Below are 25,471 nucleotides of genomic sequence, written 5' to 3' on the forward strand. Positions count from 1 at the left end.
GTCATCATTCATGAAAGATCCTGAGTCGGACGTGCAGGTCGGTGAACTTGTGCGTATACTGAATGGACGGGATAAAGATCAGTTTGCGTGTGTGATTGAGGTGCTTGATGAACGTTTTGTGCTGATCGCGGACGGCGATAAGCGGAAAGTGGACCGGGCAAAGCGGAAGAACATCTCTCACATTGAACCAATGAAGATTGTTGTTCCTGAAGTGAGAAATAGCATTGATGACACCGGGCGTGTAACAAACGCCAAGCTGCGTTTCGCCATCTCAAGCTATCTTGAGGATCATTTACTGAAGAAGGGAGAGTAAATTCATGGCCAAAGAAGATGTAATTGAAGTAGAAGGAAAGGTCATTGAGCCGCTTCCAAATGCGATGTTCCGAGTGGAGCTCGACAACGGACACAAGATTCTTGCACATGTTTCCGGAAAGATCCGAATGCACTATATTCGAATCCTCCCAGGTGACAAGGTTACAGTGGAACTATCCCCCTATGACCTGACCCGTGGCAGAATCACGTATCGATATAAATAATCGCCCAGGTTATTTTGAGTCACTCCGTACGATTAAGGAGGTAGAAAACATGAAGGTAAGACCATCAGTGAAACCAATTTGTGAGAAATGCAAGGTCATTCGCCGAAAAGGAACCGTCATGGTTATTTGCGAAAATCCGAAACACAAACAAAAGCAAGGTTAATTCAACAGGAGGTGTAAACGTATGGCACGTGTTGCTGGTGTCGACATTCCTCGTGATAAGCGAGTTGTCGTATCTTTGACTTACGTATTCGGGATTGGCCGTTCAAAGGCCGCTCAAATCCTTACAGAAGCAGGCGTATCCGAAAATACTCGTGTACGCGATCTCACTGAAGACGAACTCGCGAAAATCCGTGAAGTCGTTGACGGTGTCAAAGTGGAAGGGGACCTTCGTCGTGAAGTATCCCTCAACATTAAACGTCTGATTGAAATCGGATCTTACCGTGGTATCCGTCATCGTCGTGGACTTCCGGTCCGCGGACAGAAGACGAAGAACAACGCCCGTACCCGTAAAGGTCCTCGTCGTACAGTCGCGAATAAGAAAAAGTAATGTAAAGGAGGTCATGTACAGTTATGGCTAAACCAAAAACGACTCGCCAAAAGCGTCGTCAACGTAAAAATATAGAGTCAGGTGTTGCGCACATCCGTTCCACGTTCAACAACACGATCGTGACGATCACTGACACACAGGGAAATGCAATTTCCTGGGCCAGCGCAGGCGCACTTGGCTTTAAAGGTTCACGTAAATCAACGCCTTTCGCAGCTCAGACTGCTGCTGAAACGGCTGCAAAAGCAGCGATGGAGCACGGCATGAAAACTGTTGTTGTTTCTGTTAAAGGACCAGGTGCCGGACGTGAAGCGGCGATCCGTTCACTTCAGGCTGCAGGTCTTGAAGTCAACATGATCAAAGACGTTACGCCGGTTCCGCACAACGGCTGCCGTCCGCCAAAACGTCGTCGCGTATAATCAACATCAAGCACGTTTAATGAACTTCATAAATCAGCCTCCGGGCTGCAGCTCCCTTACCGGGGCTGATGAAACGAATGACGGTTTACGCATTGATGTCGAGGTCTGCCCATTGAGGGATTCCGGTTGTGACCGCATCACAACCGGGGTTTCGACGTTTTGAAGGAGGGTTTGTAATGATCGAAATAGAAAAGCCGAAAATAGAAGCAGTTGAACTGAGTGAAGACGGCACGTACGGCAAGTTCGTCGTTGAACCGCTTGAGCGGGGATACGGTACGACACTGGGGAATTCCCTCCGTCGTATTTTGCTGAACTCACTTCCGGGTTCTGCTGTGACAAGTGTTCAGTTCAACAATGTCCTCCATGAGTTCTCTACGATTGAAGGCGTTGTGGAAGATGTCACCACTATCATTCTGAATCTGAAGAAGCTCTCACTGAAGATCTTCTCAGAGGAAGAAAAGACCCTGGAAATCGAAGCGCAAGGCGAGGGCGTCATCACAGCCCGCGATCTTACGCATGACAGTGACGTGGAGGTTCTGAACCCTGACCTTCACATTGCCACCCTCTCAAAAGGTGCTCAGGTCCAGATGAAGGTCACCGCTAAGCGTGGTCGTGGATATGTGCCGGCAGAAGGCAATAATACTGATGATCTGCCGATTGGCGTCATCCCTGTCGACTCGATTTTCACACCGGTTTCCCGTGTGAATTACCAGGTTGAGAATACACGTGTCGGTCAAATCACCAACTTTGATAAGCTGACACTGGATGTTTGGACAGATGGAAGCATTCGTCCTGAGGAAGCGACGTCACTCGGCGCCAAAATCCTCAACGAACACCTGAACATCTTCGTTGGCCTGACGGATCAGGCCCAGCATGCTGAAATCATGGTAGAGAAGGAAGAAGACCAGAAAGAAAAAGTGCTCGAGATGACCATCGAAGAGCTCGATCTTTCCGTTCGTTCCTACAACTGCTTAAAGCGTGCCGGGATCAATACCGTTCAGGAACTGACGCATAAATCAGAAGAAGACATGATGAAAGTTCGCAACCTCGGACGCAAGTCCCTGGAAGAAGTGCAGGAAAAGCTGCATGAACTGAGCCTCGGTCTTCGCAAAGAAGAATAGAAGCTGATTGTCACCAGTGATGGTGCATCACGTTTTGACTGAAGGAGGGAAATCACATGGGATACAGAAAGTTAGGTCGTGACAGCTCTGCCCGTAAGGCATTGCTTCGTGATCTTGCAACAGACCTGATTATCAACGAGCGTATCGAAACGACTGAAAAGAAGGCGAAAGAACTTCGTTCTGTCGTGGAGAAAATGATCACCCTTGGAAAGCGCGGTGACCTTCATGCTCGTCGCCAGGCTGCTGCTTTCATCCGTAAGGAAGTTGCAGACGAAGAAACAGGTCAGTTTGCAGTCGCAAAACTGTTTGACGATGTAGCAAAGCGTTATGAAGACCGCCAGGGCGGTTACACGCGCGTGATGAAGCTTGGACCTCGTCGTGGAGACGGCGCGGAAATGGCGATCATCGAGCTCGTATAACGAACAGCATACAGCCGATAAAAAAGGGCATGGGAACCGTTCGCTTCCTCTTAGTGAGGATGCTTGCGGGAATTCCCTGCCCTTTTTTTGAAAGGATGGAGATGCCCCGTGGACCGTAAAATCACCGTGGATCACGTGTATTTTAAATATGCCGATGACAGTCCCGATGTCCTTCGGGATGTATCACTGACCATTAAAGACGGGGAATGGGTCACCATTCTCGGTCCGAATGGCTCCGGCAAGTCCACGCTTGCCAGACTCTTTAATGCGCTGATCTTGCCTGACAGGGGGGCGGTGACGAGTCTCGGGATTGATACGGCAGACGAGAAGCACTGGCCGGCCCTTCGCAGGCAGGTCGGGATGGTCTTTCAGAATCCCGATAATCAGCTCGTCGCGCCAACCGTTGCCGACGACGTGGCTTTCGGCCTTGAGAACGCAGGGATTCCCCTTGAGGAGATGAAGACGCGTGTGAAAGAGAGCATCGCGACCTTTGGCCTTTCAGGGCTCGAGAACGCTGAGCCCCACCGTTTATCGGGCGGTCAAAAGCAGCGCGTCGCCATTGCAGGGGTCATGGCCCTCGCCCCAGATGTGATCATCTTTGATGAGGCGACGTCCATGCTCGACCCGGAAGGAAAGCGGGAAGTGTGGGCAGCGATGGACAAGCTCCGGAAAGACCAGGCCATCACCCTCATCAGCATCACCCACGATGTGTCGGAAGCCGTAAAGGCGGATCGGGTCATCGTCATGCACGAAGGCGGTATCCTGAAAGAAGGCACGCCTGCGAGTGTTCTCGGTGATCAGGAGGTCATGCATACAGCCAAGCTTAAACCGCCGTTCCCGCAAACGGTTGCCGCAGAACTGTTAAAAGCGGGTATCGACGTGCCCGAATCGATTCTTACGGAAGAGGAGCTGATCAAGGCGCTATGGACATCCATGTAAAAGACATGACCCATTTGTATATGCCCGGAACGCCTTTTGAACAGGACGCCCTCAAATCCGTGAATCTGACGTTCAGTGACCGGCAGTGGACGACGATCGTCGGGCGGACCGGTTCAGGGAAGTCGACCTTCATTCAGCATCTGAACGGTCTGTTGAAGCCGTATCACGGCTCCCTGACGGTGAAAGGGGTCACGATTACCCGGGAGACGAAACAGCGCACGCTTCATCAGCTCCGAAAAAAAGTCGGCATGGTCTTTCAGTTCCCCGAGCAGCAGCTCTTCGCCGAAGAGGTGATCACCGACGTCATGTACGGTCCGCTGAATCTCGGTAAAACGAAAGACGAGGCCAGAGCCCTTGCTGAAGAAGCCCTTTCGTTAACTGGACTCGATCCGTCTCTCTATGAACAGTCGCCCTTCGAACTGAGCGGCGGTCAGATGAGGCGTGTGGCCATTGCCGGTGTCATGGCGATGGACCCGGAGCTGTTGATATTGGATGAACCGACGGCAGGCCTCGATCCGGACAGTCACGTCCGGATGATGGCGATGTTTGAGGAGTGGTACCGGTCACGGCCAAAGCGCGGTGTCGTACTTGTCACGCATCAGATGCAGGATGCGGCGAGGTTTTCGGACGAAGTCCTCGTGATGCACGGGGGACGGCTCGCAGAACAAGAGACACCTGAAGCGCTGTTTTTAAATGACACGCTCTTAAAGCGGTACAGCCTGTCTGCGCCGCCTTCTCTCGAACTGATACGACTCTTCATGGACCGAGTGGGTATGCAGGAGCAGATTGACACGCTTCCGCTGACGGCCGGTGATACGGCACAAGCGCTGAAAGCTCTCTTGGAACGTAAAGAGACTGAAGGGGCGGATCGCGATGTTTGATTCAATCATAATCGGACAATACGTGCCAGGTGATTCCGTCGTGCACCGTCTCGATCCGCGGGTGAAACTGACGGCGGTGTTCATCTTTCTCGTCTTTATGTTCATGACCCGGGATCCTTTGCTTCTCACGGTGGCGGTGCTGCTCTCCTTTGGCGGTCTTCTTGCATCAAGAGTGCCGCTGTCCTTTTACGCAAAAGGGATGCGGTTCATCTCCATTATTATCGTCCTGACCTTCGTGTTGCATCTGTTTATGACCGGAGGCGGCGAGGTTATTGTGGAGCTGCCCTTTGCGACCATTTACAGCGGGGGTCTGATTGAAGGGTTTATGCTCGCGATGAAGCTCGCGATGATTATTACAATCGCATCACTTTTGACTTTGACAACGACGCCCATCGATTTGACGGACGGGATGGAGCGGATGCTCGCCCCGTTTAAACGCGTAAAGCTGCCGACTCATGAGCTTGCGTTGATGATGTCCATTGCCCTTCGGTTTATCCCGACTCTCATCGAAGAGACGAGAACGATCGTCCTCGCGCAGCTGGCGAGGGGAACGAACTTCTCGGAAGGGTCCCTGTGGAAACGCCTGAAGGCGCTGATCCCGATTCTTGTGCCGCTCTTTACCCAGTCCTTTAAACGGGCGGAGGAACTTGCAACGGCCATGGAAGCGAGAGGCTATGCCGGAGGCGAGGGACGGACAAAATACCGACAGCTGCACTGGGGCCTGAAGGACAGCGTTGTCCTGGCGGTCTTTCTGCTGTTTGCCGCAGCGGTCATGGCCGAGCGGTTCATGGGCGGCTGATGAAGGAAGGTGAGACGGATGAGACGGATGCTGATCCGGATTGAATATGACGGAAGCGGGTTTAACGGCTATCAGAAGCAGCCGAACGCGCGGACGGTGCAGGGCGAGCTCGAGCGGGCCCTGTCTGTCATGCATAAAGCTGAGTCCTGGCCGTGCACGTCTTCCGGACGGACGGATACGGGCGTGCATGGTGTGAGACAGCCGGTGCATTTTGATTCGCCCCTGACCATACCGGACGAACGCTGGCCAATGGCGCTGAACAGCCTGTTGCCGGACGATATTCAGGTACTCGGGGCCATGGAAGTGGATGCCTCTTTTCATGCCCGCTATGATACGGTTGGGAAAGTGTACCGCTACCGGGTGGATACAGCGAAGCGGCAGACGGTGTTTCGCCGATCCTTTGCGGCTCATTTCCCGGGAAATATGGACATTGAAGCCATGAGAGAAGCGGCGAAGCATCTCGAAGGGACGCATGATTTTACGAGTCTCTCTTCACCGAAGACGGACGTCAAAGATAAAGTCAGGACCCTGTTCGCTGTTTCTCTCGAGGAACGGGAAGACGGGTTTGACGTCGTGTTTGCCGGGAGCGGTTTTTTGTATCAGATGGTCCGAATCCTGATGGGGACGCTGATCAAAGTCGGTTCAGGCGACTGGCCGCCGGATGTGATTCCTGCAATCATTGAGAAACAGGAACGTCAGGCCGCAGGGCCGACAGCACCCGGTCACGGGCTGTATCTTGAGGACGTGTTTTACACGAAAGAGGCCCTTGATGCCTGCGTAAAGCGCCTTGAAGAAAAAAAGTAAGCAAAGCAACGAATCCGTGTGTATTTCCTGTTGACACAGGCGGGCATCTGTTATAAGATGATCTATGGTATTCTTATGCCCACTTGCCCCGGGTACGGAATTCGAACGTTGACATGTCGGTTTTTTTTATTTTGAGAGAATTTTAGGAGGGAAACAAATGCGTACAACATATATGGCCAAAGGCCACGAAGTCGAGCGTAAATGGTACGTGGTTGACGCTGAAGGACAAACACTCGGTCGTTTATCTTCCGAAGTGGCAAGCATCCTTCGCGGCAAGCACAAGCCAACATTCACACCACACGTTGATACCGGTGACCACGTCATCATCATCAATGCGGAGAAGATCCACCTGACAGGGAACAAGCTGATGGACAAGAAATACTACCGTCACAGCCGTTACCCTGGTTCACTGAAGACAACGACTGCTGGCGAAATGCGTGCCAACAAGCCGGAACGTCTTCTCGAGCTTTCCATCAAAGGCATGATGCCTAAAGGTTCACTTGGCCGTCAAATGACCAAGAAACTGAACGTATATGCAGGTCCTGAGCACCCGCACGCAGCACAAAAGCCAGAAGCTTATGAGCTTCGCGGCTAATTCAGAAGGAGGGAATTAACTTGGCACAAGTTCAATATATCGGAACAGGTCGTCGTAAGAACTCAACAGCCCGTGTACGTCTCGTCCCTGGTGACGGTCAGATCACGATCAACAAGCGCAATATCGATGAGTACTTCGACCTCGAAACACTCAAAGTAATCGTTAAGCAGCCACTGGCTGAAACACAAACTGAAGGTACGTATGACGTACACGTAAACGTACACGGCGGCGGCTACACAGGCCAGGCCGGTGCGATCCGTCACGGCGTTGCCCGTGCACTTCTGCAGGCTGATCCGGAATTCCGCGCTTCACTCAAATCTGCAGGTTACCTCACACGTGATGCCCGTATGAAAGAGCGTAAGAAATACGGTCTTAAAGCAGCACGTCGTGCGCCACAGTTCTCAAAGCGTTAATCGTTTCGATTACCGTTCATACAAGACAGGATCACCAGGGCGCAGTGGACGGCGCCGATCCTGTTTGTCAAACCCCTCTGCTTTCCAACCCGGCAGAGGGGTTTTTGTAGTGTGCCGGGCATGCACTGTATCTTGGGAGTGAAAGTCTCCTGTGGGCTTGGCAGTAGGAACCACTAGTCAATGGCAAGGGTGTCCACCGTGAGGTGGAATCTGAAGGAAGCCGGCGACAAACTCCTGTACCGAGGAACACGAACCATATCAGGCACAAATGGGGCGGATGAGTCTGCTATACAAGATAAAGTCCAATACTGCCCGAACCCCACAGTGTAAATATGGCGGCGATAGGACGAAGGAGACAGTGCTTACCCCGGGAGGTCTTACGAGGGTTCCCGACAAGAAGGATGGAAGATCCTACAGGAACAAGGAATTCAGAGATGGATTCCTGAATCGTAAGAAGTCAGCCGAGGTCATAGTAATCCCATGGGGATGAAGGACCGAACAATAAGCGTCTTTGAGACAAATGAAATTGACAGGATTGCTTTAATCACAGAAAACGTCTCCGGACGGCTATCTGCAGAGGGATACGCTGGAAGCGGAAGAGTATGCAGAAGCGTGTAGCAATCTGGCAACGAAAGGAGTCGAAAAGCGGTATGCAATTAATTGACAGAGTGGTCTGTCCGGATAACCTGAATTTGGCGATGAACCGGGTGATTTCCAATAAAGGAAACCCCGGGGTCGACGGGATGACCGTTGACCAACTTGAAGCACATGTTCGCCAATATGCGAAACCATTGATAGCCAAAATCCAAAAAGGGACATATCAACCTTTACCCGTAAAACGGGTAGAGATTCCGAAAGAGAATGGAAAGAAACGCAAATTGGGGATACCGGCAGTCCGGGACCGTATGGTCCAGCAAGCGATTTTTCAAGTTATTGAACCGATAATAGATCCGCACTTCTCTCCAAACAGTTATGGGTTCAGACCGGGTAAAAATGCCAAACAAGCGATTAAACAAGCCGCAAAATATTATGATGAAGGATTCAAAATGGTCGTGGATATCGATCTGAAAAGTTATTTTGATACGATTCCCCATCAAAAGCTGATGAACTATCTTGAACAATATATTCAGGATCCGATCATCTTGAAACTGATCTGGAAGTTTCTTAAAAGCGGGATTATGATAGGGGACAACTGGGAATCTTCAAGAAACGGTGCACCGCAAGGTGGCAACTTATCACCGATTCTCAGCAATGTTTACCTACATGAACTGGATAAGGAATTGGAAAGAAGAGGCCACCGTTTCGTCAGATATGCAGATGACTTTTGCATCTACGTTAAAAGTCGCAGAGCTGCGGAGCGTGTGCTCCTTAACACAACAACTTTCCTCGAGGGAACACTTAAACTGAGTGTGAACCAAGAGAAAAGTGCTATAGGATCACCAACGAAACGAAAGTTTCTGGGGTTTTGCATTCACAAAAGTAATAATGAAACCAGGTGCAGACCTCACCACGCCTCCAAGGCGAAGTTCAAAGCCAAACTGAAATATCTGACGAGAAGAAACCAGGCGAACTCCTTCGATTACATTATTCTTAAGATTAACCAGGTGACAACCGGCTGGATCAACTACTATGGCATCAGTTACATGAAATCCTTTATCAACAGCATTAAGCAATGGTTACACCATCGGCTGAGGCAACTGATCTGGAAACAGTGGAAGAAAATTAAAACGAGATACAAGAATTTGATGAAGTATGGCATTGAAACCGAAGAAGCTTGGAAAATGGCAAACACTCGCAAAGGCTATTGGCGTGCCTCCAAGAACGAGACACTGCACAAAGCCATCAAAATAGAAAAGCTCGCAGGGTGGGGACTCAAAGACATGAGTCAACTCTACGAGCATGCATACTCAACTTATTGAACCGCCGTATACGGGTCCGTACGTACGGTGGTGTGAGAGGTCGGGGCTGTGAAGCCCCTCCTACTCGATTGCAAAAAGGCAAGTGGATGGCAGCAAAGGAAAAGGTTTGTAATTTGCTCCGGACATGCGTAAAATGGCAACCACAGGTTTCCATTTATCTGAAAAAGGAGTGTTTTGATGCAATCATTTTTATTTTTCATCATTGCGGTGCCCACCGTCCTCGTCGCCCTTGTACTTGGGTATGTGTGGCTCAGGATCCGTTACCGAACAGCCAGGTCGAATGAGGCGCTCGTCATTACAGGTCCGCGGCTTGGAGAAGGCACGGACGTCTTCCGGGATGAGGAAGGCCGTTCGATGAAGATCATCCGCGGCGGCGGCTACCGCCTGCGGCAGTTTCAGCGTTCGACCCCGATTGATCTGAAGTCCTTTAAGCTTGAGATCGATACCCCAATCGTCATTACCAACGGCGGTGTGCCGATTGTGGCGAATGCGATTGCCATGGTCAAGGTCGCCGATACCCTTGAAGGAGTGGCCCGCTACGCGGAACAGTTCCTCGGCAAGGATCAAAAGCAGATTGAAAACGAAATCTCCGAGGTGTTGAGCAGTAATCTGCGTGCGATCCTCTCAAAGATGACCGTGGAAGCGATCAACGAAGACCGGGAGTCCTTTAATGAGCAGGTCACGGATGTGGCGCAAAACCAGCTCGATCAGATGGGCTTTAAGATCACTTCTCTCGGTTTGTCGGATCTGCGTGATGGTAATGAAGAGAACGGGTATCTCGAGAACCTCGGACGACCGCGGATTGCGAAAGTGCGTAAAGATGCAGAGATTGCCGAAGCCAATACGCTCAGAGAGACACGGATCCATAAAGCACAGACGGATCAGGAAATTCAGGAAGAGGAGTACAGCCGTGAACAGGAGATCGCAGCGGCGAAGAAGGAAAAGGACATCCAGGAGGCGCAGTTCAAAGAGGAGACGGAACGCGCCCGTGCGAAGTCGGAACAGTCCTACGAGCTTGAGAAAGCGAAGCTCGATAAAGAAGTGAAAGAAGAAGAACTCAATATTCAGTACATGGAACGCACCCGGGCCGTTGAGCTTGAAGAACAGGAAAACCGGGTGAAGCAGGCGAAAGCGGATGCCGACTACTATGCGGTTACAAAGAAGGCGGAAGCGGATGCCAACCGTGTCCGAATTGACGGGGAAGCCTCCGCAAAAATTAAGCTTGAAGACGGTAAAGCGGAAGCGCAGGTCATTCTTGAACGCGGGAAAGCGGAAGCGGAGGCGAGAGAAATACTGGCCAAAGCGATGGATGAACATGGTGACGCGATCCTTCGTGAGCGGATGATTGAGATGCTGCCGCAGCTCGCCGCCGAGTTCGCGAAGCCGCTCTCGTCCATTGATTCGGTGAAAGTGATTGATTCCGGGAGCGGAAATGGGGTCTCGAGTGTTGGCGGCTCCGTCGCAAGGTCCATGATGGAGATGAGTGAGCCCCTGAAAGAAACGACGGGGATCGATCTGAAAGACCTCCTATCCAAATTCACAGACCAGACCGGGAAAGAAAACAAGACGGATTCAGGCGGGGGATCTGAACAAAAGGAAAAGAAGGAAGACGGACACTGATCAGAGACAGGTCCGGCTGCAGTGCATGCAGTCGGACTTTTTTCATGCTGAAGAAAATACTTGTTCGTTCTTTGGCGATGATATGTCTAACAAAGCCAGCGGGAAATATGTTTTAATAGAAAAGGATATTGTATACGATTCTTCAACAGGAGGATTTTTAATGAGGCGAATATACCAATTAACAGCAAAGCTCGCTATCGCTCTGATCGTCAGTGCATGCAGCAATGAAACGGTGGAGCGGGCGGCTGAGGATCATGGAGAAAGGGAGACTTATATAAGGGACATGCCCCAAGATGTCCTCTTTGATGATGCCATCCTCGAAACGGTCCGGATCACCGAAACAGAAGGGGATCCGCCAATTATCACCGACCCGGATCATGCGGACGTTCTGATTAATCATGACCACCGCCTGGATTCGTCCTATATTCCCCCGGATCTGACGGTGCCGGATGTGCGCTTCAGCTTTTCGGAGGCCCTCAATCGTCGGATGCTGAGAGAAGAGGCCGCAGCGGCCCTTGAATCGATGTTTCAGGCGGCGGAAGCGGACGGGATTTCGCTTTTTGCCGTCTCCGGATACCGTTCGTATGAGCGGCAGCGGCAGATCTTTGATACCTCGGTCCAAAACCGCGGCGAAGAGCGGACGAGAGAGGTGATTGCCGTTCCAGGGACGAGTGAACACCAGTCCGGGCTCGCCATGGACGTCTCTTCGCAGTCCAACGGATTTCGGTTGAACACCGATTTTGCCGATACACCGGAAGGGGAGTGGGTCGCCGATCATGCCCATGAGCACGGCTATATCATCCGCTATCTCGAAGGGTATGAAGCCGTCACCGGAATCAGCTTCGAGCCCTGGCACCTCCGCTATGTCGGGGAAGAGCTCGCTGCAGAGCTCTTCCGCACCGGACAACCGCTTGAGATTCTGATGGAGCGGGCGGAGCGCGTGCAGGAACAATAAGCAAAATGAAACGTGACGACTTCGGCCCGCCGGCTAGGCGGGCTATTTCGCGCTCGAAATAAGAACGTACTATCCCCTTTTGAGCAGATCATTCGTCAGCGCGCCTCTGGTTTTGTACACTGAAGGCCGTAACGGAATTTTCAGGACTTGAAGGAGGAAGACACGATGTATTCTTTTATGGAGCCTTATACATTTGAGAACGGTGCGACGGTGAGAAACCGGATTATGCTCGCACCGATGACGAATTTTGCTTCAGCGGACAACGGTGAGGTGACAGACGAGGAGCTGGCCTATTACAGGGAACGTTCCAAAGGGGTCGGCACCGTTGTGACGGCCGTGGCCAATGTGACGCCCGGGGGCAAAGGATTCCCCGGTGAAATCGGCATTGACCGCGACGACCTCGTCGGGGGTCTGACGAAGCTTGCGGATACGATTAAGGGAGAAGGGGCGAAGGCGATTATTCAGATGTTCCACGCCGGACGCATGGCACCGACGGATCTTTTGCCTGACAAAGAGACGGTCAGCGCCTCAGCTGTCGCGCCGGAGCGTGAGGGCGCGGTGACGCCGCGGGCACTCACGGAAGACGAGATTCAGTCGATCATCAAGGCGTTCGGTGACGCGACGAGGCGTGCGATCCGTGCCGGATTCGACGGCGTGGAGATCCACGGGGCGAACACCTACCTCATTCAACAGTTCTTTTCCCCGCACTCGAACCGCCGGACGGATCAGTGGGGCGGTTCCGTGGAGAAGCGCATGCGCTTTCCGCTGGCTGTCGTGAATGAAGTGCTTGAAGCAGCGAAGGAAGCGGATGAATCGTTTATCGTCGGCTACCGCATCTCACCCGAGGAGATCGAGAATCCGGGGATTACGATGGCGGATACGCTTCAGTTTGTCGGAGAGCTTGCCAAAGAGGATCTCGACTATCTCCACGTTTCCGTGATGGACTTCTTCAAAGGCTCCATGCGTGAAAAGGACGACGAACGATCCCGCGTCCAGCTCATTCACGATGAAGTCGGAAGCCGGATCCCGGTTGTCGGTGTCGGTTCCCTTCATACGCCGGATGACGTGGAGCGGGCCATGGCAGGCGGTGTACCGCTGATGGCACTCGGGCGAGAGCTGATCGTGGAGCCGCACTGGATTGAAAAGGTTGAAGCAGGAGAGACAGAGGCGATCCGTACCGAGATGTCCGTCGACGACCGCGAAGAACTCGTCGTTCCGGAAGCCCTGTGGAACGCGATTGTGAACCGTCCCGGCTGGTTCCCGGTCAAAGAGCACGCAGAAAGCTGAGCACCGATCCGAGGAGCCCTCACGATGAGGGCTCTTTTTTTCGTCGGGAGCAAGATGCGGTCATTCTGCTATACAGGTCGGCCTCGGGGCGGTATCATAGCGGTAGATCCATGCCGCGCAGAAAGGCGCCGGCATTGTAAACAAGAGGCGGGTGAAGCAGGTGGTAAACGTTGTCTGGCTAAAACGGGATTTGAGAATCTTTGATCACCGGCCGCTCAAAGAAGCGGCAGAACAGGGTGAGGTCCTCCCGTTGTTCGTGTGGGAGGCGTCTGTCTGGGCGCACGGGGATCTGTCGGTCAGACACCGGGACTTCGTGCTTCAGAGTCTTGCGGAGCTTGATCGCCGCCTCGATCAGCGAGGTGCCCGGCTTTATACGGCTGTCGGTGAGGTGATCGACGTCCTGACGCGGCTTGAGGCGGATCTTGGTCCCTTTCAGCTCTTTGCCCATGAAGAAAACGGCACACCGCTTACGTTTGAGCGAGATATTGCCGTCAGAAACTGGATGAAAGCGAGAGGCTGCACGATGAAGGAGTGGCCGCATTTCGGTGTCACGAGGGGTCTCAAAAGCCGGGATGATTTTCAAAAAGGCTATGAGCGCTATGTGAACGCCCCGGTGGTGCCGGCTCCGGAGGCCGTTCGGGGGATCCGGCACGCGCCGGCCTGGCTGACGAAAGGAGCCGGGGAACCCGGCGGGATCGCTCTGCCTGGTACCGCAATAACGCGTGGTCAACAGGGCGGAGAGCGCCTTGCGCACGGGGTGCTGAAGGGCTTTTTGGAGGAGAGGTTCAAGGCGTATCAGGTCCGGATCTCAAAGCCATTCGCTTCCGCCGAATCGTGCAGCCGGCTGTCCCCGTATCTCGCCTGGGGGAATCTGTCCGTCCGCTATACGTACCAGGAAACCGTTGCAAGGCTCGGGGAACTCGGGAGCGGCTTTCATAAGAAGCAGCTGTCCGCCTTTCTCTCGAGGCTTCACTGGCACTGTCACTTTATCCAGCGTCTTGAAGACGAACCGGAGATCGCCCACCGGACGATGAACCCGGTCTTTGATACCGTCAGACAGACGTGGTCGGAAGAAGCGTATCAGCGCTGGCTCCATGGCCGGACGGGGATCCCCCTGATCGATGCGGCGATGCGCTGTCTGCATGAGACAGGCTGGCTGAATTTCCGCTCAAGAGCCATGGTGATCTCCTTTGTCTGCAATACTCTCATGCTCGACTGGCGAAGACCCGCAGAGGATCTGTCCAGGCTGTTTCTCGACTATGAGCCGGGGATTCACTACAGCCAGGTTCAGATGCAGGCGGGGACGACGGGTTTTAACACGATCCGGATCTACAACCCTGTCAAACAGGGTCAGGAGCATGACCCGTCAGGTGCATTCGTCAGACGCTTCGTACCGGAACTCTCCGCTGTCTCCGACGCCTTCATCCATGAGCCTTGGAAGCTCCCTGCCGGGCCGCCAAAAGGCTACCCGATGCCGATGGTGGATGTGGCGAAGGCGAACGGGGAAGCGCGGCGGATCCTCTGGGGACTGAAGGCGTCCAAAGAAGCCAAAGCGGCAGCGGGTGAACAGCTCAATAAACACGGCAGCCGGGCGCACAGGAAGAAAGGTAAGAAGAAGCCGGGCGCCGGCGTGGAACAGCTCGATTTGTTTGAACTGGCTGACCCGCATGATCATAAGGAGAAAGAAAAAGGGGGGTGACAGACGATGGAAATGACGCTCGCAGACATTCAAAAACTCCCGGCCTTTGAAGGAGTGAAGCTGATCGCAGGCCATGAGGGCATCGACCGGGTGATCCGGAATGTGTATTTTATGGAGGTGCCGGATATATTCGGCTACATTGACGAGGGCGGGTTCCTGCTTTCGACGCTGTACCCGATTGCCGATGATGAAGCGGCGATTCAGCGCCTCATACCGGGACTCGTGGAGGTCGGGATGGCGGGACTTGCCATCAAGCCGGCCCGCTACATAACCGATGTGCCGGACGTGATGATTGAACAGGCCAATGAACTCGGCTTTCCGCTGTTTGTCCTTGGACAGGGGGCGAATCTGTCGACATTGACCAATACGATCCTTGAAACACTCCTCGACAAAAATACGAGCACGCTGCAGTTCCGCAACGATCTGCACAATAAAATGATGGAAGAACTCGTTAACGGCGCATCGCTGACGGAGCTGACGATGACCGTTTCAGAGATGATTGAATCTCCGATTATTCTGTTGGACCGCGAACTTGAGCGGATTACCGATACGACGGGCAAGCGCGTGAAGGTGGATAGGGAGAGCGTGCCGCCTTTGCCGGTGGAGCGTTCCTTCTGCCTGCCGAATCACGTGCTCGATCAGGTCAGACTGTCAGTCGGGAGCGACGGGGAGATCTTTTTGAAGGACAGCTTTATTCAGCCTGTCCTCGCCGGAGAGGAATGCTTCGGGTATATGATACTCCCAACAACGGATCGGCAGATCGACCCGAATGCAAAAATGGCCCTCGAACAGACGTCGCTTCTCATGGCGTCGGTGTTTCAGCGCGATAAAGCCTTAAAGCAGAAAGAAGAGAACTACCTCGATGCCTTTATCCGGGACGTCTTAAATGAAAAGATGGGTTCGCAGTTTGAAGTGATTGAGAAAGCGAAGCTGTTTAAGTGGGACCTGCAGTTTCCGGTGGCGCTGTTTAATATGAGTGTGCGGCTTGAGGACGTCGTCAAAAAACGAAGGATCCTCATACAGTACATGGAAAACCGGGTGGTGGAACAGTTCCTTTCAAGAAAGCTCGATATTCACATTTCGAAGATCAAGCTCATTTATATGGATGACTCCATCTGCGCCTTTATTAATGTAGCGTTTGAATCGGGGATCGATGAGCGGCTGATTGGAGTATGCGAGGAACTGGTCGCCTATCTCGAATCTCATGACCCGGATGCACCGCTCAGTATCGGGATTGCCGATACTGTGGAGGGACTCGGCCGGTTCTCAAAGGCTTACCATGAAGCGATCCGGACGAGAGAACTCTCTGAGAAGATTGCCGAGGGCGGATCGTTTGTCCGTCACTACCGGGATATGGTGCTGTATGAGCTGATTGATCAGATTTCGGAAGACGTAAGGGCGGACTTTATCGACAAACGGATCGGTGCGGTGCTGCGCTATGACGAGACGAAGAAGATGGAGCTGTTAAAGACCCTTGAAGCCTTTATTGACCATGATTTCAATGCCCAAAAGGCCGCGGCGTCGCTGTTTATTCATTACAATACGTTCCGCTATCGCCTCGAGAAGCTCAAGGAACTAGGTGTCGATTATGACAGCGGCTTTGACTGGATGGAAACGGCCCTCGCCTGCAGGATGCAAAAGCTGTTATAGCTGGTTTGAATTGGACCCTCTGCTTATATCAAGCGGAGGGTTTTTGTTATCTGTTCACAATGAAAGCGGTTTATTTCGTTGTTTGATGCCGATGATTTGTGGATGATGTACATGCTATGATGAATGCAACAAGAAAGGGGGCGATCACGGCTTACGCATTGAACGCATGGTAAACACGAGCAGAAACGAGGGATACCGGCTTGACACATCCGAACACACCTTTATGGAAGAAGGGTGATATCGACGGTTTTTTCGGCCTCTTTACAAATAACTTAACGAATTTACTGGTCATGGCAGGCTTACTGACGGTATCACTGGGTATGCCCGCCGGGATCGTATACGGCCGGATTATACCTGCAGTGGGACTGTCGATCTTCATCAGCAGCCTGATCTACACCTGGCTTGCCTACCGGCTCAGCCAGCGTGAACAGCGCACGACCGTAACCGCACTGCCTTCAGGGACGAGCGTTCCGCATATGTTCCTGATTGTATTCTTGATTATGGGGCCGGTTTACTGGCAGACGGGTGATCCGATGATTGCCTGGTACGCCGGACTGGCCTGGTGCTTCATTGAAGGCATTATTGAATTATTCGGCTCCGTCATCGGACCGAAAGTAAAACAACTACTACCTCGTGCAGCCATGCTCGGCACACTTGCAGGCGTGTCCATCACCTTTATCGCGATGACGCCTGCGATGCAGACCTTTCATTTGCCTTATATCGGACTGATTACGTTTATTCTGATTTTGCTGAACTTCTACGGCAAAACGGCGATGCCTTTCAAGATTCCCGTCGGTCTCGTCGTCATTGTCATCGGAACAATCATCGGCTGGACTGCCGGACAGATGAACATCCAGGAGCTCAGAGGAGCACTGACGGATCTCGAGGTGAATGTCCCGCTCTTTTCCTTTTCCGGCATCACGGAAGGATTCAGCGTGGCCCTGCCGTTTTTGATCTCGGCGATTCCCCTCGGCATTTATAATTTCTTTGAAACGATCGATAACATCGAGAGTGCCACAGCGGCCGGGGATACGTACGACACCCGTCAGGCGCTCGTGGCAGACGGCTCGACGACGATTCTCGCGAGCCTGTTCGGAAGCCCGTTCCCAACAGCCGTCTATATCGGTCACGGGGGATGGAAAGCGGCGGGTGCCGGTATCGGTTACACCTGGCTCACCGGGGCCATGGTGCTGATCATGACGGTGGCGGGGATTATTCCGGTCCTCCTGGCTCTGATCCCGCTTGTCGCCATCGTACCGATCCTGATTTACATCGGGCTCTTTATCGGTGCCCAGGCTTTTCAGACAACAGAAGCCCGGCACGCGCCGGCCGTACTCCTGGCCGTACTCCCGTGGCTTGCAGACTGGGGACGGAGTCAGATCGACACCGGATTCGGTGAGGCGGGGATCTCGGCGGCGGACGTCGGCTTTGATGCACTCGCAAAAGCGGGGCTCGAATACGAAGGGATGATGATCTTCGGAAGCGGGGCGATCCTGATCGGGATGCTCTGGTCCACCGCCCTTGTCTTTATTATTGATGAACAGCTCGACCGCGCAGCCGTGACGATATGGACCGGCGCTGTCCTCTCCTGGTTTGGCATCATCCATGCCGAAACCGTCGGACTCTGGATCGGCTGGGAGATGGGACTCAGCTACGCAGCGGCAGGCGTGATCGTCTGGTATTTTCACAAGAAGAAACAATCGGCTTCAAACACAACCATTACAGAGGCAGGCGAAGACCTGCCAAGGAGGAATTAGACATGACACATGTACAGGCACAGGCAAAACCGTATGAATTCACGTTTGATCCAAAGACAACGGCACTCGTTCTGATCGACATGCAGCGGGATTTCGTTGCCCCTGGCGGCTTTGGCGAAAAGCTCGGGAACGACATTTCCGCAACGCGGGCCATTATTCCGGCGACCCAAGAGATGCTTGAAGCAGCCCGGGAAGCAGGCATGATGGTCATTCATACCCGCGAAGGCCACCGCACGGACCTGTCTGACTGCCCGCCGAGTAAACTGAACCGCGGCAAGAAGCAGGGCGCAGGAATCGGAGACGTGGGCCCGATGGGACGGATTCTCGTCCGCGGTGAATACGGGCACGATCTCGTGGATGAACTGAAGCCCGTTGAAGGGGAAGTTGTCATTGACAAGCCGGGAAAAGGCGCATTCTATATGACGGATCTTGAATCGGTCCTGTTGAACCGCGGGATCACCCATCTCCTCGTCGGCGGTGTCACGACGCACGTCTGCGTGCAGTCCACGATACGCGAAGCGAACGATCGCGGCTTTGACTGCCTCCTTCTTGAAGACTGCTCGGCGGCCTTTGATCCGAAAGATCATGAAGATTCCATCCGCATGATTCACCAGCAGGGCGGCATCTTCGGCTGGACCTCCACGTCAGATGAAGTGAAAAAGGCGCTTGCATCCCGTAATTGAGGGATCGCGTCTGAAGGAGGTTCACGGCCATGTCTGAACAAAAAGGAAAAGGGGTCGCCTGGTTTACGAAAGGTGACCTGAACGGATTTTTCGGTTTATTTACGAATGTACTGACGAATTTTCTTGCCGCGATCGGTTTGCTCGTTTTCGCCATCAACATGCCGGGTGAGATCGTGTACGGCCGGATTGTCCCTGCCGCAGCACTGTCGATCGGGATCGGCTCAATCATCTTTGCCATTCAGGCGAAACGGCTGTCTGAGCGGGAGGGCAGAACGAACGTCACCGCCCTGCCATACGGGCTGAGTGTACCACACTATTTCGTCGTAGCCTTTGCCGTCATGTTGCCGGTGTACGCGATGAGCGGCGACTGGATGCTTGCCTGGGCTGTCGGGATTGCCTGGAACGTCGTGCAGGGGATCATCATGACGATCGGGGCCTTTATCGGGCCGTTCATCCGAAAGTACATCCCGCGAGCGGCGATGCTTGCGTCCCTGGCCGGGATTGCGTTGACCTACATCGCCATGAATCCGGCTGGTGAGGTATACACGACGCCGTATATCGGTCTTCTGACCCTGACGATTGTCCTCGCCGGCTGGCTCGCGCAAAAGTCACTGCCGTTTAAGATGCCTGCCGGACTGCTCGCGATTGTCATCGGGATGATCATTGCCTGGTCCACCGGCTACATGGACGTCGCAGAAGTCCAGTCTGCAGCCGCTGAGTTCTCTCCGGCCCTGCCGCTCCTTGCGATCTCGATGATTCCACAGGGGTTTGCCTTCCTCGCACCGTTTTTGGCCGCAGCGATCCCCCTCGGGATCTATGATTTTCTTGAGAGTCTCGATAACATCGAGAGCGCCGAGGCGGATGGGGATAAATATGCCACCGTTCCGACGATGCTCGTGCCTGCAAGTCTGACTCTCTTTGGCGCAGCCCTCGGAAGCGTGTATCCGACGATCATTTACATCGGTCACCCGGGTTGGAAGAAGGCAGGTGCGAGAGCGGGTTATTCCATGGCGACCGGGATCGGGGCACTCGTGGTCGGATTCCTAGGCATCATGCCGCTCGTATTGTCCTTCATTCCGCTCGTGGCCCTGTTGCCGATCTTGATCTACATTACGATGGTCATCGGTGCACAGACCTTTAATGAAACACCAAGACGCCATTATCCGGCGCTGATCATTGCGCTTATGCCGTTCATTGCAAGCTACGTCATCACGCAGATTGACAACGCCCTTGGCGCGATGGGAACCTCAGCGGCGGAAGTCGGGTATGAAACCCTGGCGGATGCGGGGATCCCGTATCTCGGCTGGCAGGCATTCGGTGCTGCGGACATTCTCGTCGCGATGATTCTCGCAACGATCGTCATTTATATCATCGACCGCAACTTCCGCTACGCCCTTGTCTACGCTTTAATCGCAGCTGTGCTCTCGTTCTTCGGTGTGATCCATGCCCCTGAAATCGGTATTGGTCAAGGCCTGAATGCCGCACTTGGGTACCTGAGCATGTCCGTTGCCTTGTTGGCAATGATGTTCTACCGGCCGGAAGAGAATCGCACGGAGGATGTATCAGCTCTTGAAGAGCTCGATCAGTCATGATCCGCCTCGATCGGCACGCTCGCGACTGGCTGAATTCAGAAGCGTCCAACACCCCGGTCGTGCACAGCATCTTTGACCATGTCATCAATGTGAAGACAACGCGTGGCACGCTCGTCACGATACAGAAGCAGGGACTGCCAATGCAGCCGGCAACGATCCAACCCGGTGAACGGGACTTCGTCGCCATCATGGATGCATGCAAAAATCCAAGTAAACAGATTGATTTACAATTTTTAAAAGAGCGGGAGGCCGACACGGTCTCTCTCGCGATACCGGCGCTCATGCCACTTGAGAACGCGGCGGATCCGATCACATTCTTACGGGCCTGGCTGAAGGCACACGGAAACCGTGGCGGCCTGTATGCGGTTCTGTTTCCCGAGCGGGTACCGGCCCCGACGCTGATGGAGCGAAAGCTTGCTGCTGTCTGGGCGGTCTCGGAAGAGGCATACCGGTTTGGCGGACTGACGGGACTCGGTGTCGGGCTGACGCCTTCCGGTGACGACGCCCTTCACGGCCTCGTGGCGGTGATGCATGCGTTCCTAGGCAAAGAGGCCGCGTGCCGGGTGAGCGGCGACAGCCGTCACCGGCTGATGATGACGACGGATGTGAGCCGGACAATGCTCACACACGCCTTCTCAGGAGAGACGAATGAAAGCCTCCTCGCCCTCCTGAAGGTCCTGTCGGCGGGAAGCTGGCTCGAAACGGAGGAAGCCTTCAGGGACGTGAACCGGATCGGATCGACGTCCGGAACGGACACCCTGATTGGCGTATTGAAAGGCTTACAGCTCGTGCAAGCAGAACAGATAAGGAGGAATCGGCACCATGGAAAAACAGGTGATCATCAGAAAGAATGCGTACTATGATTCTGTCACACTCATGTCATTAGCCAGTAAAATCGAACAGCTCGACGGCGTCCATGACGCCATCGTTGCCATGGCGACGGCGATGAATAAAGAACTGGCCGGTGATATCGGTCTCGTCACTGACGAGGTGGAAGCGGCAGGGGATAATGATCTCCTTCTCGCTGTATCGGCAGAGAATGAAAAAGCGCTGGAAGAGGCGTTCACAGCCATCGAGGCAGCGTTTGAGGCGAAATCATCACAGGCAAATAAGCAGACAGAAAAGACGTACACGAACACGAAAGAAGCCCTCCGTGATCACGAAGAGGCGAATCTGGCGATTATATCCGTATCCGGTGAATTTGCCGCAAGAGAAGCGGAGATTGCCCTGAAGAAAGGGCTTCACGTCATGATCTTCAGTGACAACGTATCGGTGGAGGATGAGCGGAGACTCAAAGAACTCGGACGCAACAAGGGACTGTTCGTCATGGGACCTGACTGCGGAACGGCGATTCTCAATGGCACGGGACTCTGTTTTGCCAACAGCGTACGCCGGGGGAACATCGGCCTTGTTGCCGCATCGGGAACCGGCCTTCAGGAAGTGACCGTGCAGATCGATCGCCTCGGCGGCGGCGTTTCGCAGGGTATTGGCACCGGCGGCCGGGATCTCTCGAAGGACATTGGCGGCCTGATGATGCTTCAGGGGATCAAAGCCCTCGAAGAAGATCCGGACACGGACGTGATTGTACTGATCTCAAAGCCGCCGGCAAAAGAAGTGCAGGACCTGGTCCTTGAACAGGTGAAGGCGTCAAGAAAGCCCGTGGTCATCTCCTTCATTGATGGAGATCCTGCGGCAGCGGTTTCGGCAGGGGCGATCTTCGGCTACTCCCTGACGGATACCGCGATCAAAGCCGTGGCTCTCTCAAAAGGAGAAGAAGCACCGGACAAACCGGCGGACCAGTTTGACAAGGAAGCGTGGGAAACGGTCCTGAACGGCGTGAGGGAGAAACGAAGCGATAGCCAGATCGATATCCGCGGTCTGTACGGTGGCGGCACACTCTGCGCCGAAGCTCTCTCGATCATGCGTCAGGAAGGCTTAAGCGTTAAGAGCAACGTGGCGAAGCGCGAGGAAGAGAAGCTCTTCAATACCCGGGAGAGTGAAGGACATGTCCTGCTTGATCTCGGCGAAGACGAGTTCACCGTAGGCAAGCCGCATCCGATGATTGATCCGACGACACGGAACCAGCGCCTCCTGCAAGAAGCAGCGGATGAGAAGACGGCGGTGATTCTGATGGACTTCGAACTCGGCTACGGATCGCACGAAGACCCTGTCGGTGTCAGCCTGCCGTTCATCGAAGAAGCACGGGTGAACAACCCGTCGCTTGCGATCGTCTCTTATGTATGCGGAACCGCCACTGATCCACAGGGACTTGAATCAGCAGAATCGCGCCTGAGAGAAGCGGGTGTCGCCGTCGCCAACAGCAATGTGGAAGCGGTCCGGCTCGCCGTTCATCTGCAGGCAGCCAGGGAGGTATCAGCATGACAACGACACTCTTTCAAACAGAACTGAAGCCGGTGAACATCGGCACGGACACGTTTAAGCAGGACTTGACGAAACAGGGGCTCGCGGCGGTCCAGGTGGACTGGCGCCCTCCTGCCGGGGGGAACCTCGCTCTTGTCAAAGCCCTCGACGGTCTGATGGACCGTCCGGACATCGATGAAGCAAACAAAAAGGTGACAGCCATTCTGAAGAGCGCGCATCCGGTGCTCGTCGATATGCAAAAGGCGATCGACGTCATTCCCGGGATGCATGACAAGCTGTTCCTGCACGCAGGCCCCCCGATCGAATGGGCCCGCATGTGCGGACCGATGCAGGGTGCGATCATTGGTGCGATCCTCTTTGAGGGCCTCGCAGACAATGAAGCGGACGCAAGAAAGCTTGCCGAGTCCGGTGAGCTGAGTTTTGCGCCGTGTCACAGCCATCAAGCCGTCGGGCCAATGGCCGGGGTCCTCTCTCCGTCCATGCCGGTGCATGTCGTGGAGAACAAAGAACACGGCAACCGCGCCTACTGCAGCATCAACGAGGGACTCGGGAAAGTGCTTCGCTACGGGGCCTTTAGTGAAGAGGTCATCAATCGCCTCACATGGCTGAAGGAATCGTTCATGCCGGTCATGCAGCGGGCGTTGCAGGCGGCAAAGAACGGGATTGACCTGAAGGCGCTTATCGCCCAGGCCCTGCATATGGGGGACGAGGTCCATAACCGGAACAAGGCGGCGACGAGCCTGTTTATCCGGGAGATGCTGCCTTATCTTATGCAAGACAAGGATCACGAGGCAATGCAGGAAGCCCTCTCGTTCATGAATCAGAATGATCACTACTTCTTGAATCTGTCCATGCCGGCCTGCAAGGCGTCCCTGGACGCGGCGCACGGTGTGAAGAATGCCACGATCGTGACGACGATGGCGCGTAACGGCGTCGATTTCGGGATCCGTGTCAGCGGGCTCGGCGAAGACGAGTGGTTCACGGCCCCTGCGAACTATGTGAAAGGGCTCGTGTTCCCGGGATTCAAAGAAGACGATGCGGCTCCGGATATCGGTGATTCGACGATCACGGAGACGATGGGCATCGGCGGCTTCACGATGGGGGGCGCACCTGCCATTGTGCAGTTTGTCGGCGGCACGGTCAGTGACGCCATGGCCTACAGTGAACAGATGTACCAGATTACGACAGACGAGAACAGCAACTACTCGATCCCGACGCTCGATTTCCGCGGTTCACCCGTCGGCATTGACGTAAGAAAAGTCATCGACACGAATATCCTTCCGATTATCAATACCGGTATGGCCCACAAAACAGCAGGCGTCGGGCAAGTGGGCGCAGGTCTTGTGGAACCGCCTGCAGCCTGCTTCGAACAGGCGCTGATGACACTTGCAAATGAAAAGGAGGCTGTCACTCATGAGTAAAATGCTGATTGCCCTTGGCGGGAACGCCCTCGGCGAAACGCCGCGTGAACAGAAGATTCTTGTTAAGGAAACGGCCGTATCCATCGTGGATCTTGTGGAGCGTGGCCACCAGGTCGTCGTCGTGCACGGCAACGGCCCGCAGGTCGGTATGATTCATTCATCCATGGACTATGCAGCGGCGAACGGGGAAGGCACCAACATGCCGTTCCCGGAGTGCGGGGCAATGAGTCAGGGCTACATCGGTTTTCATCTGCAAAACGCCATTCAGAATGAGCTGACCAGGCGCCAGGTGAAGCGGGGTGTGGCAACAGTTGTGACCCAAGTCGAGGTTGATGAGCAAGATCAGGCATTCAGGAATCCGACAAAGCCCATTGGCGGTTTCTATTCAAAAGAAGACGCGGACAGGCTCACAAAAGAAAAAGGCTTCACGATGATTGAGGATTCCGGGCGGGGCTACCGCAGGGTCGTGCCGTCACCGAAGCCGGTCGCAATTGTGGAACAAGACCAGATCGCAACGCTTCTTGATACCCACGGTATCGTGATTGCAGCGGGAGGCGGGGGCATTCCGGTCATCCGCACGGATGAAGGTCTTGAAGGCGTCAGCGCCGTCATCGATAAAGACGCGGCATCGAACCGCCTTGCGCAGGACCTTGATCTCGATTACCTGTTCATGCTCACCGCCGTCGAGCGTGTCGCGGTCAACTTCAACACACCGAACCAGCGGAACCTTGACCGCGTGTCGGTGAAAGAAGCCCGGGACTATATCGAGGACGATCAGTTCCCTGCAGGAAGCATGCTTCCGAAAGTGGAAGCCGCCCTCGACTTTGTGGAATCGGCTACAGGACGCCGTGCGATTATCGGCGCGTTGGAAAAAGCGACAGAAGCGCTGAACGGGAAATCAGGCACCACCTTTTTCCCGGAAGAATCCCCGGTAACAAACCATACAAACTGATTGTCTCAGACACAGACGATGATTCAGACGCAGGTTTCCCATGACGGAAGCCTGTGTCTGTTTGTTGATGTCTCCTTCCTG

General features: G+C 54.0%; 26 protein-coding genes. All 26 read left to right on the forward strand.

Going from position 1 to position 25,471, the window contains the following annotated elements:
• The first annotated feature begins 10 nt into the window (after positions 1-10).
• Positions 11-313 (forward strand): KOW domain-containing RNA-binding protein, encoded by a 303-nt coding sequence (locus BSEL_RS00790; RefSeq protein ID WP_013171116.1) that lies wholly within the window; start codon positions 11-13, stop codon positions 311-313.
• 4 nt (positions 314-317) lie between these two features.
• Positions 318-536 (forward strand): translation initiation factor IF-1, encoded by a 219-nt coding sequence (infA, locus tag BSEL_RS00795; protein ID WP_013171117.1) that lies wholly within the window; start codon positions 318-320, stop codon positions 534-536.
• 49 nt (positions 537-585) lie between these two features.
• Entirely contained in the window at positions 586-699 is a 114-nt protein-coding gene (gene rpmJ / locus BSEL_RS00800; RefSeq protein WP_003322638.1) for a 50S ribosomal protein L36, read from the forward strand.
• A gap of 21 nt (positions 700-720) precedes the next feature.
• Entirely contained in the window at positions 721-1,086 is a 366-nt protein-coding gene (gene rpsM, locus BSEL_RS00805; protein WP_013171118.1) for a 30S ribosomal protein S13, read from the forward strand.
• 23 nt (positions 1,087-1,109) lie between these two features.
• Entirely contained in the window at positions 1,110-1,502 is a 393-nt protein-coding gene (gene rpsK / locus BSEL_RS00810) for a 30S ribosomal protein S11 (RefSeq protein ID WP_013171119.1), read from the forward strand.
• 176 nt (positions 1,503-1,678) lie between these two features.
• A complete protein-coding gene (locus tag BSEL_RS00815) occupies positions 1,679-2,623 on the forward strand; it encodes a DNA-directed RNA polymerase subunit alpha (protein ID WP_013171120.1) in 945 nt (314 codons plus the stop codon).
• Between the two features lie 56 nt (positions 2,624-2,679).
• A complete protein-coding gene (gene rplQ, locus BSEL_RS00820; protein WP_013171121.1) occupies positions 2,680-3,042 on the forward strand; it encodes a 50S ribosomal protein L17 in 363 nt (120 codons plus the stop codon).
• 108 nt (positions 3,043-3,150) lie between these two features.
• The gene (locus BSEL_RS00825; protein WP_013171122.1) at positions 3,151-3,981 is read left to right on the forward strand and encodes an energy-coupling factor transporter ATPase; all 831 of its coding nucleotides are present in this window, start codon (positions 3,151-3,153) and stop codon (positions 3,979-3,981) included.
• Positions 3,966-4,862 (forward strand): energy-coupling factor transporter ATPase, encoded by an 897-nt coding sequence (locus tag BSEL_RS00830; RefSeq protein ID WP_013171123.1) that lies wholly within the window; start codon positions 3,966-3,968, stop codon positions 4,860-4,862. Before BSEL_RS00825 ends, BSEL_RS00830 begins: the two co-directional genes overlap by 16 nt.
• Complete coding sequence (locus tag BSEL_RS00835) at positions 4,855-5,661, forward strand: energy-coupling factor transporter transmembrane component T family protein (RefSeq protein WP_013171124.1); 807 nt, start codon at positions 4,855-4,857, stop codon at positions 5,659-5,661. The genes BSEL_RS00830 and BSEL_RS00835 overlap by 8 nt, the downstream gene beginning before the upstream one ends.
• Before the next feature lie 18 nt (positions 5,662-5,679).
• Positions 5,680-6,465, forward strand: coding sequence for a tRNA pseudouridine(38-40) synthase TruA (gene truA, locus BSEL_RS00840; RefSeq protein WP_013171125.1), 786 nt, complete (start codon positions 5,680-5,682; stop codon positions 6,463-6,465).
• 157 nt (positions 6,466-6,622) lie between these two features.
• Positions 6,623-7,060 (forward strand): 50S ribosomal protein L13, encoded by a 438-nt coding sequence (gene rplM / locus BSEL_RS00845; protein ID WP_013171126.1) that lies wholly within the window; start codon positions 6,623-6,625, stop codon positions 7,058-7,060.
• Between the two features lie 20 nt (positions 7,061-7,080).
• Complete coding sequence (gene rpsI / locus BSEL_RS00850) at positions 7,081-7,473, forward strand: 30S ribosomal protein S9 (RefSeq protein WP_013171127.1); 393 nt, start codon at positions 7,081-7,083, stop codon at positions 7,471-7,473.
• 602 nt (positions 7,474-8,075) lie between these two features.
• Positions 8,076-9,392, forward strand: a complete 1,317-nt coding sequence (ltrA, locus tag BSEL_RS00860) for a group II intron reverse transcriptase/maturase (RefSeq protein WP_232970479.1) — start codon at positions 8,076-8,078, stop codon at positions 9,390-9,392.
• 177 nt (positions 9,393-9,569) lie between these two features.
• Positions 9,570-11,012 (forward strand): flotillin family protein, encoded by a 1,443-nt coding sequence (locus BSEL_RS00865; protein ID WP_013171129.1) that lies wholly within the window; start codon positions 9,570-9,572, stop codon positions 11,010-11,012.
• 160 nt (positions 11,013-11,172) lie between these two features.
• A complete protein-coding gene (locus tag BSEL_RS00870) occupies positions 11,173-11,967 on the forward strand; it encodes a M15 family metallopeptidase (protein WP_013171130.1) in 795 nt (264 codons plus the stop codon).
• A gap of 165 nt (positions 11,968-12,132) precedes the next feature.
• On the forward strand, positions 12,133-13,254 hold the full coding sequence (locus BSEL_RS00875; protein ID WP_013171131.1) for an NADH-dependent flavin oxidoreductase: 1,122 nt from the start codon (positions 12,133-12,135) through the stop codon (positions 13,252-13,254).
• A gap of 160 nt (positions 13,255-13,414) precedes the next feature.
• The gene (locus BSEL_RS00880; protein WP_013171133.1) at positions 13,415-14,953 is read left to right on the forward strand and encodes an FAD-binding domain-containing protein; all 1,539 of its coding nucleotides are present in this window, start codon (positions 13,415-13,417) and stop codon (positions 14,951-14,953) included.
• Positions 14,954-14,959: 6 nt separating this feature from the next.
• Complete coding sequence (locus tag BSEL_RS00885; protein ID WP_013171134.1) at positions 14,960-16,603, forward strand: PucR family transcriptional regulator; 1,644 nt, start codon at positions 14,960-14,962, stop codon at positions 16,601-16,603.
• Positions 16,604-16,803: 200 nt separating this feature from the next.
• A complete protein-coding gene (locus BSEL_RS00890; protein ID WP_013171135.1) occupies positions 16,804-18,360 on the forward strand; it encodes a xanthine/uracil/vitamin C permease in 1,557 nt (518 codons plus the stop codon).
• Between the two features lie 2 nt (positions 18,361-18,362).
• A complete protein-coding gene (locus BSEL_RS00895) occupies positions 18,363-19,043 on the forward strand; it encodes a cysteine hydrolase family protein (RefSeq protein WP_013171136.1) in 681 nt (226 codons plus the stop codon).
• Between the two features lie 29 nt (positions 19,044-19,072).
• Positions 19,073-20,635: a hypothetical protein gene (locus BSEL_RS00900; protein WP_013171137.1), complete on the forward strand. Its 1,563-nt coding sequence runs from the start codon at positions 19,073-19,075 to the stop codon at positions 20,633-20,635.
• Positions 20,632-21,498, forward strand: coding sequence for a DUF2877 domain-containing protein (locus BSEL_RS16850; RefSeq protein ID WP_013171138.1), 867 nt, complete (start codon positions 20,632-20,634; stop codon positions 21,496-21,498). Before BSEL_RS00900 ends, BSEL_RS16850 begins: the two co-directional genes overlap by 4 nt.
• A complete protein-coding gene (gene fdrA / locus BSEL_RS00910; protein ID WP_013171139.1) occupies positions 21,458-23,017 on the forward strand; it encodes an acyl-CoA synthetase FdrA in 1,560 nt (519 codons plus the stop codon). Before BSEL_RS16850 ends, fdrA begins: the two co-directional genes overlap by 41 nt.
• Complete coding sequence (locus BSEL_RS00915; protein WP_013171140.1) at positions 23,014-24,438, forward strand: YlbE family protein; 1,425 nt, start codon at positions 23,014-23,016, stop codon at positions 24,436-24,438. Before fdrA ends, BSEL_RS00915 begins: the two co-directional genes overlap by 4 nt.
• Positions 24,431-25,390 (forward strand): carbamate kinase, encoded by a 960-nt coding sequence (gene arcC / locus BSEL_RS00920; RefSeq protein ID WP_013171141.1) that lies wholly within the window; start codon positions 24,431-24,433, stop codon positions 25,388-25,390. The genes BSEL_RS00915 and arcC overlap by 8 nt, the downstream gene beginning before the upstream one ends.
• Positions 25,391-25,471: the final 81 nt, after the last annotated feature.

This window comes from [Bacillus] selenitireducens MLS10 (assembly GCF_000093085.1).
Lineage (GTDB): Bacteria > Bacillota > Bacilli > Bacillales > Salisediminibacteriaceae > Salisediminibacterium > Salisediminibacterium selenitireducens.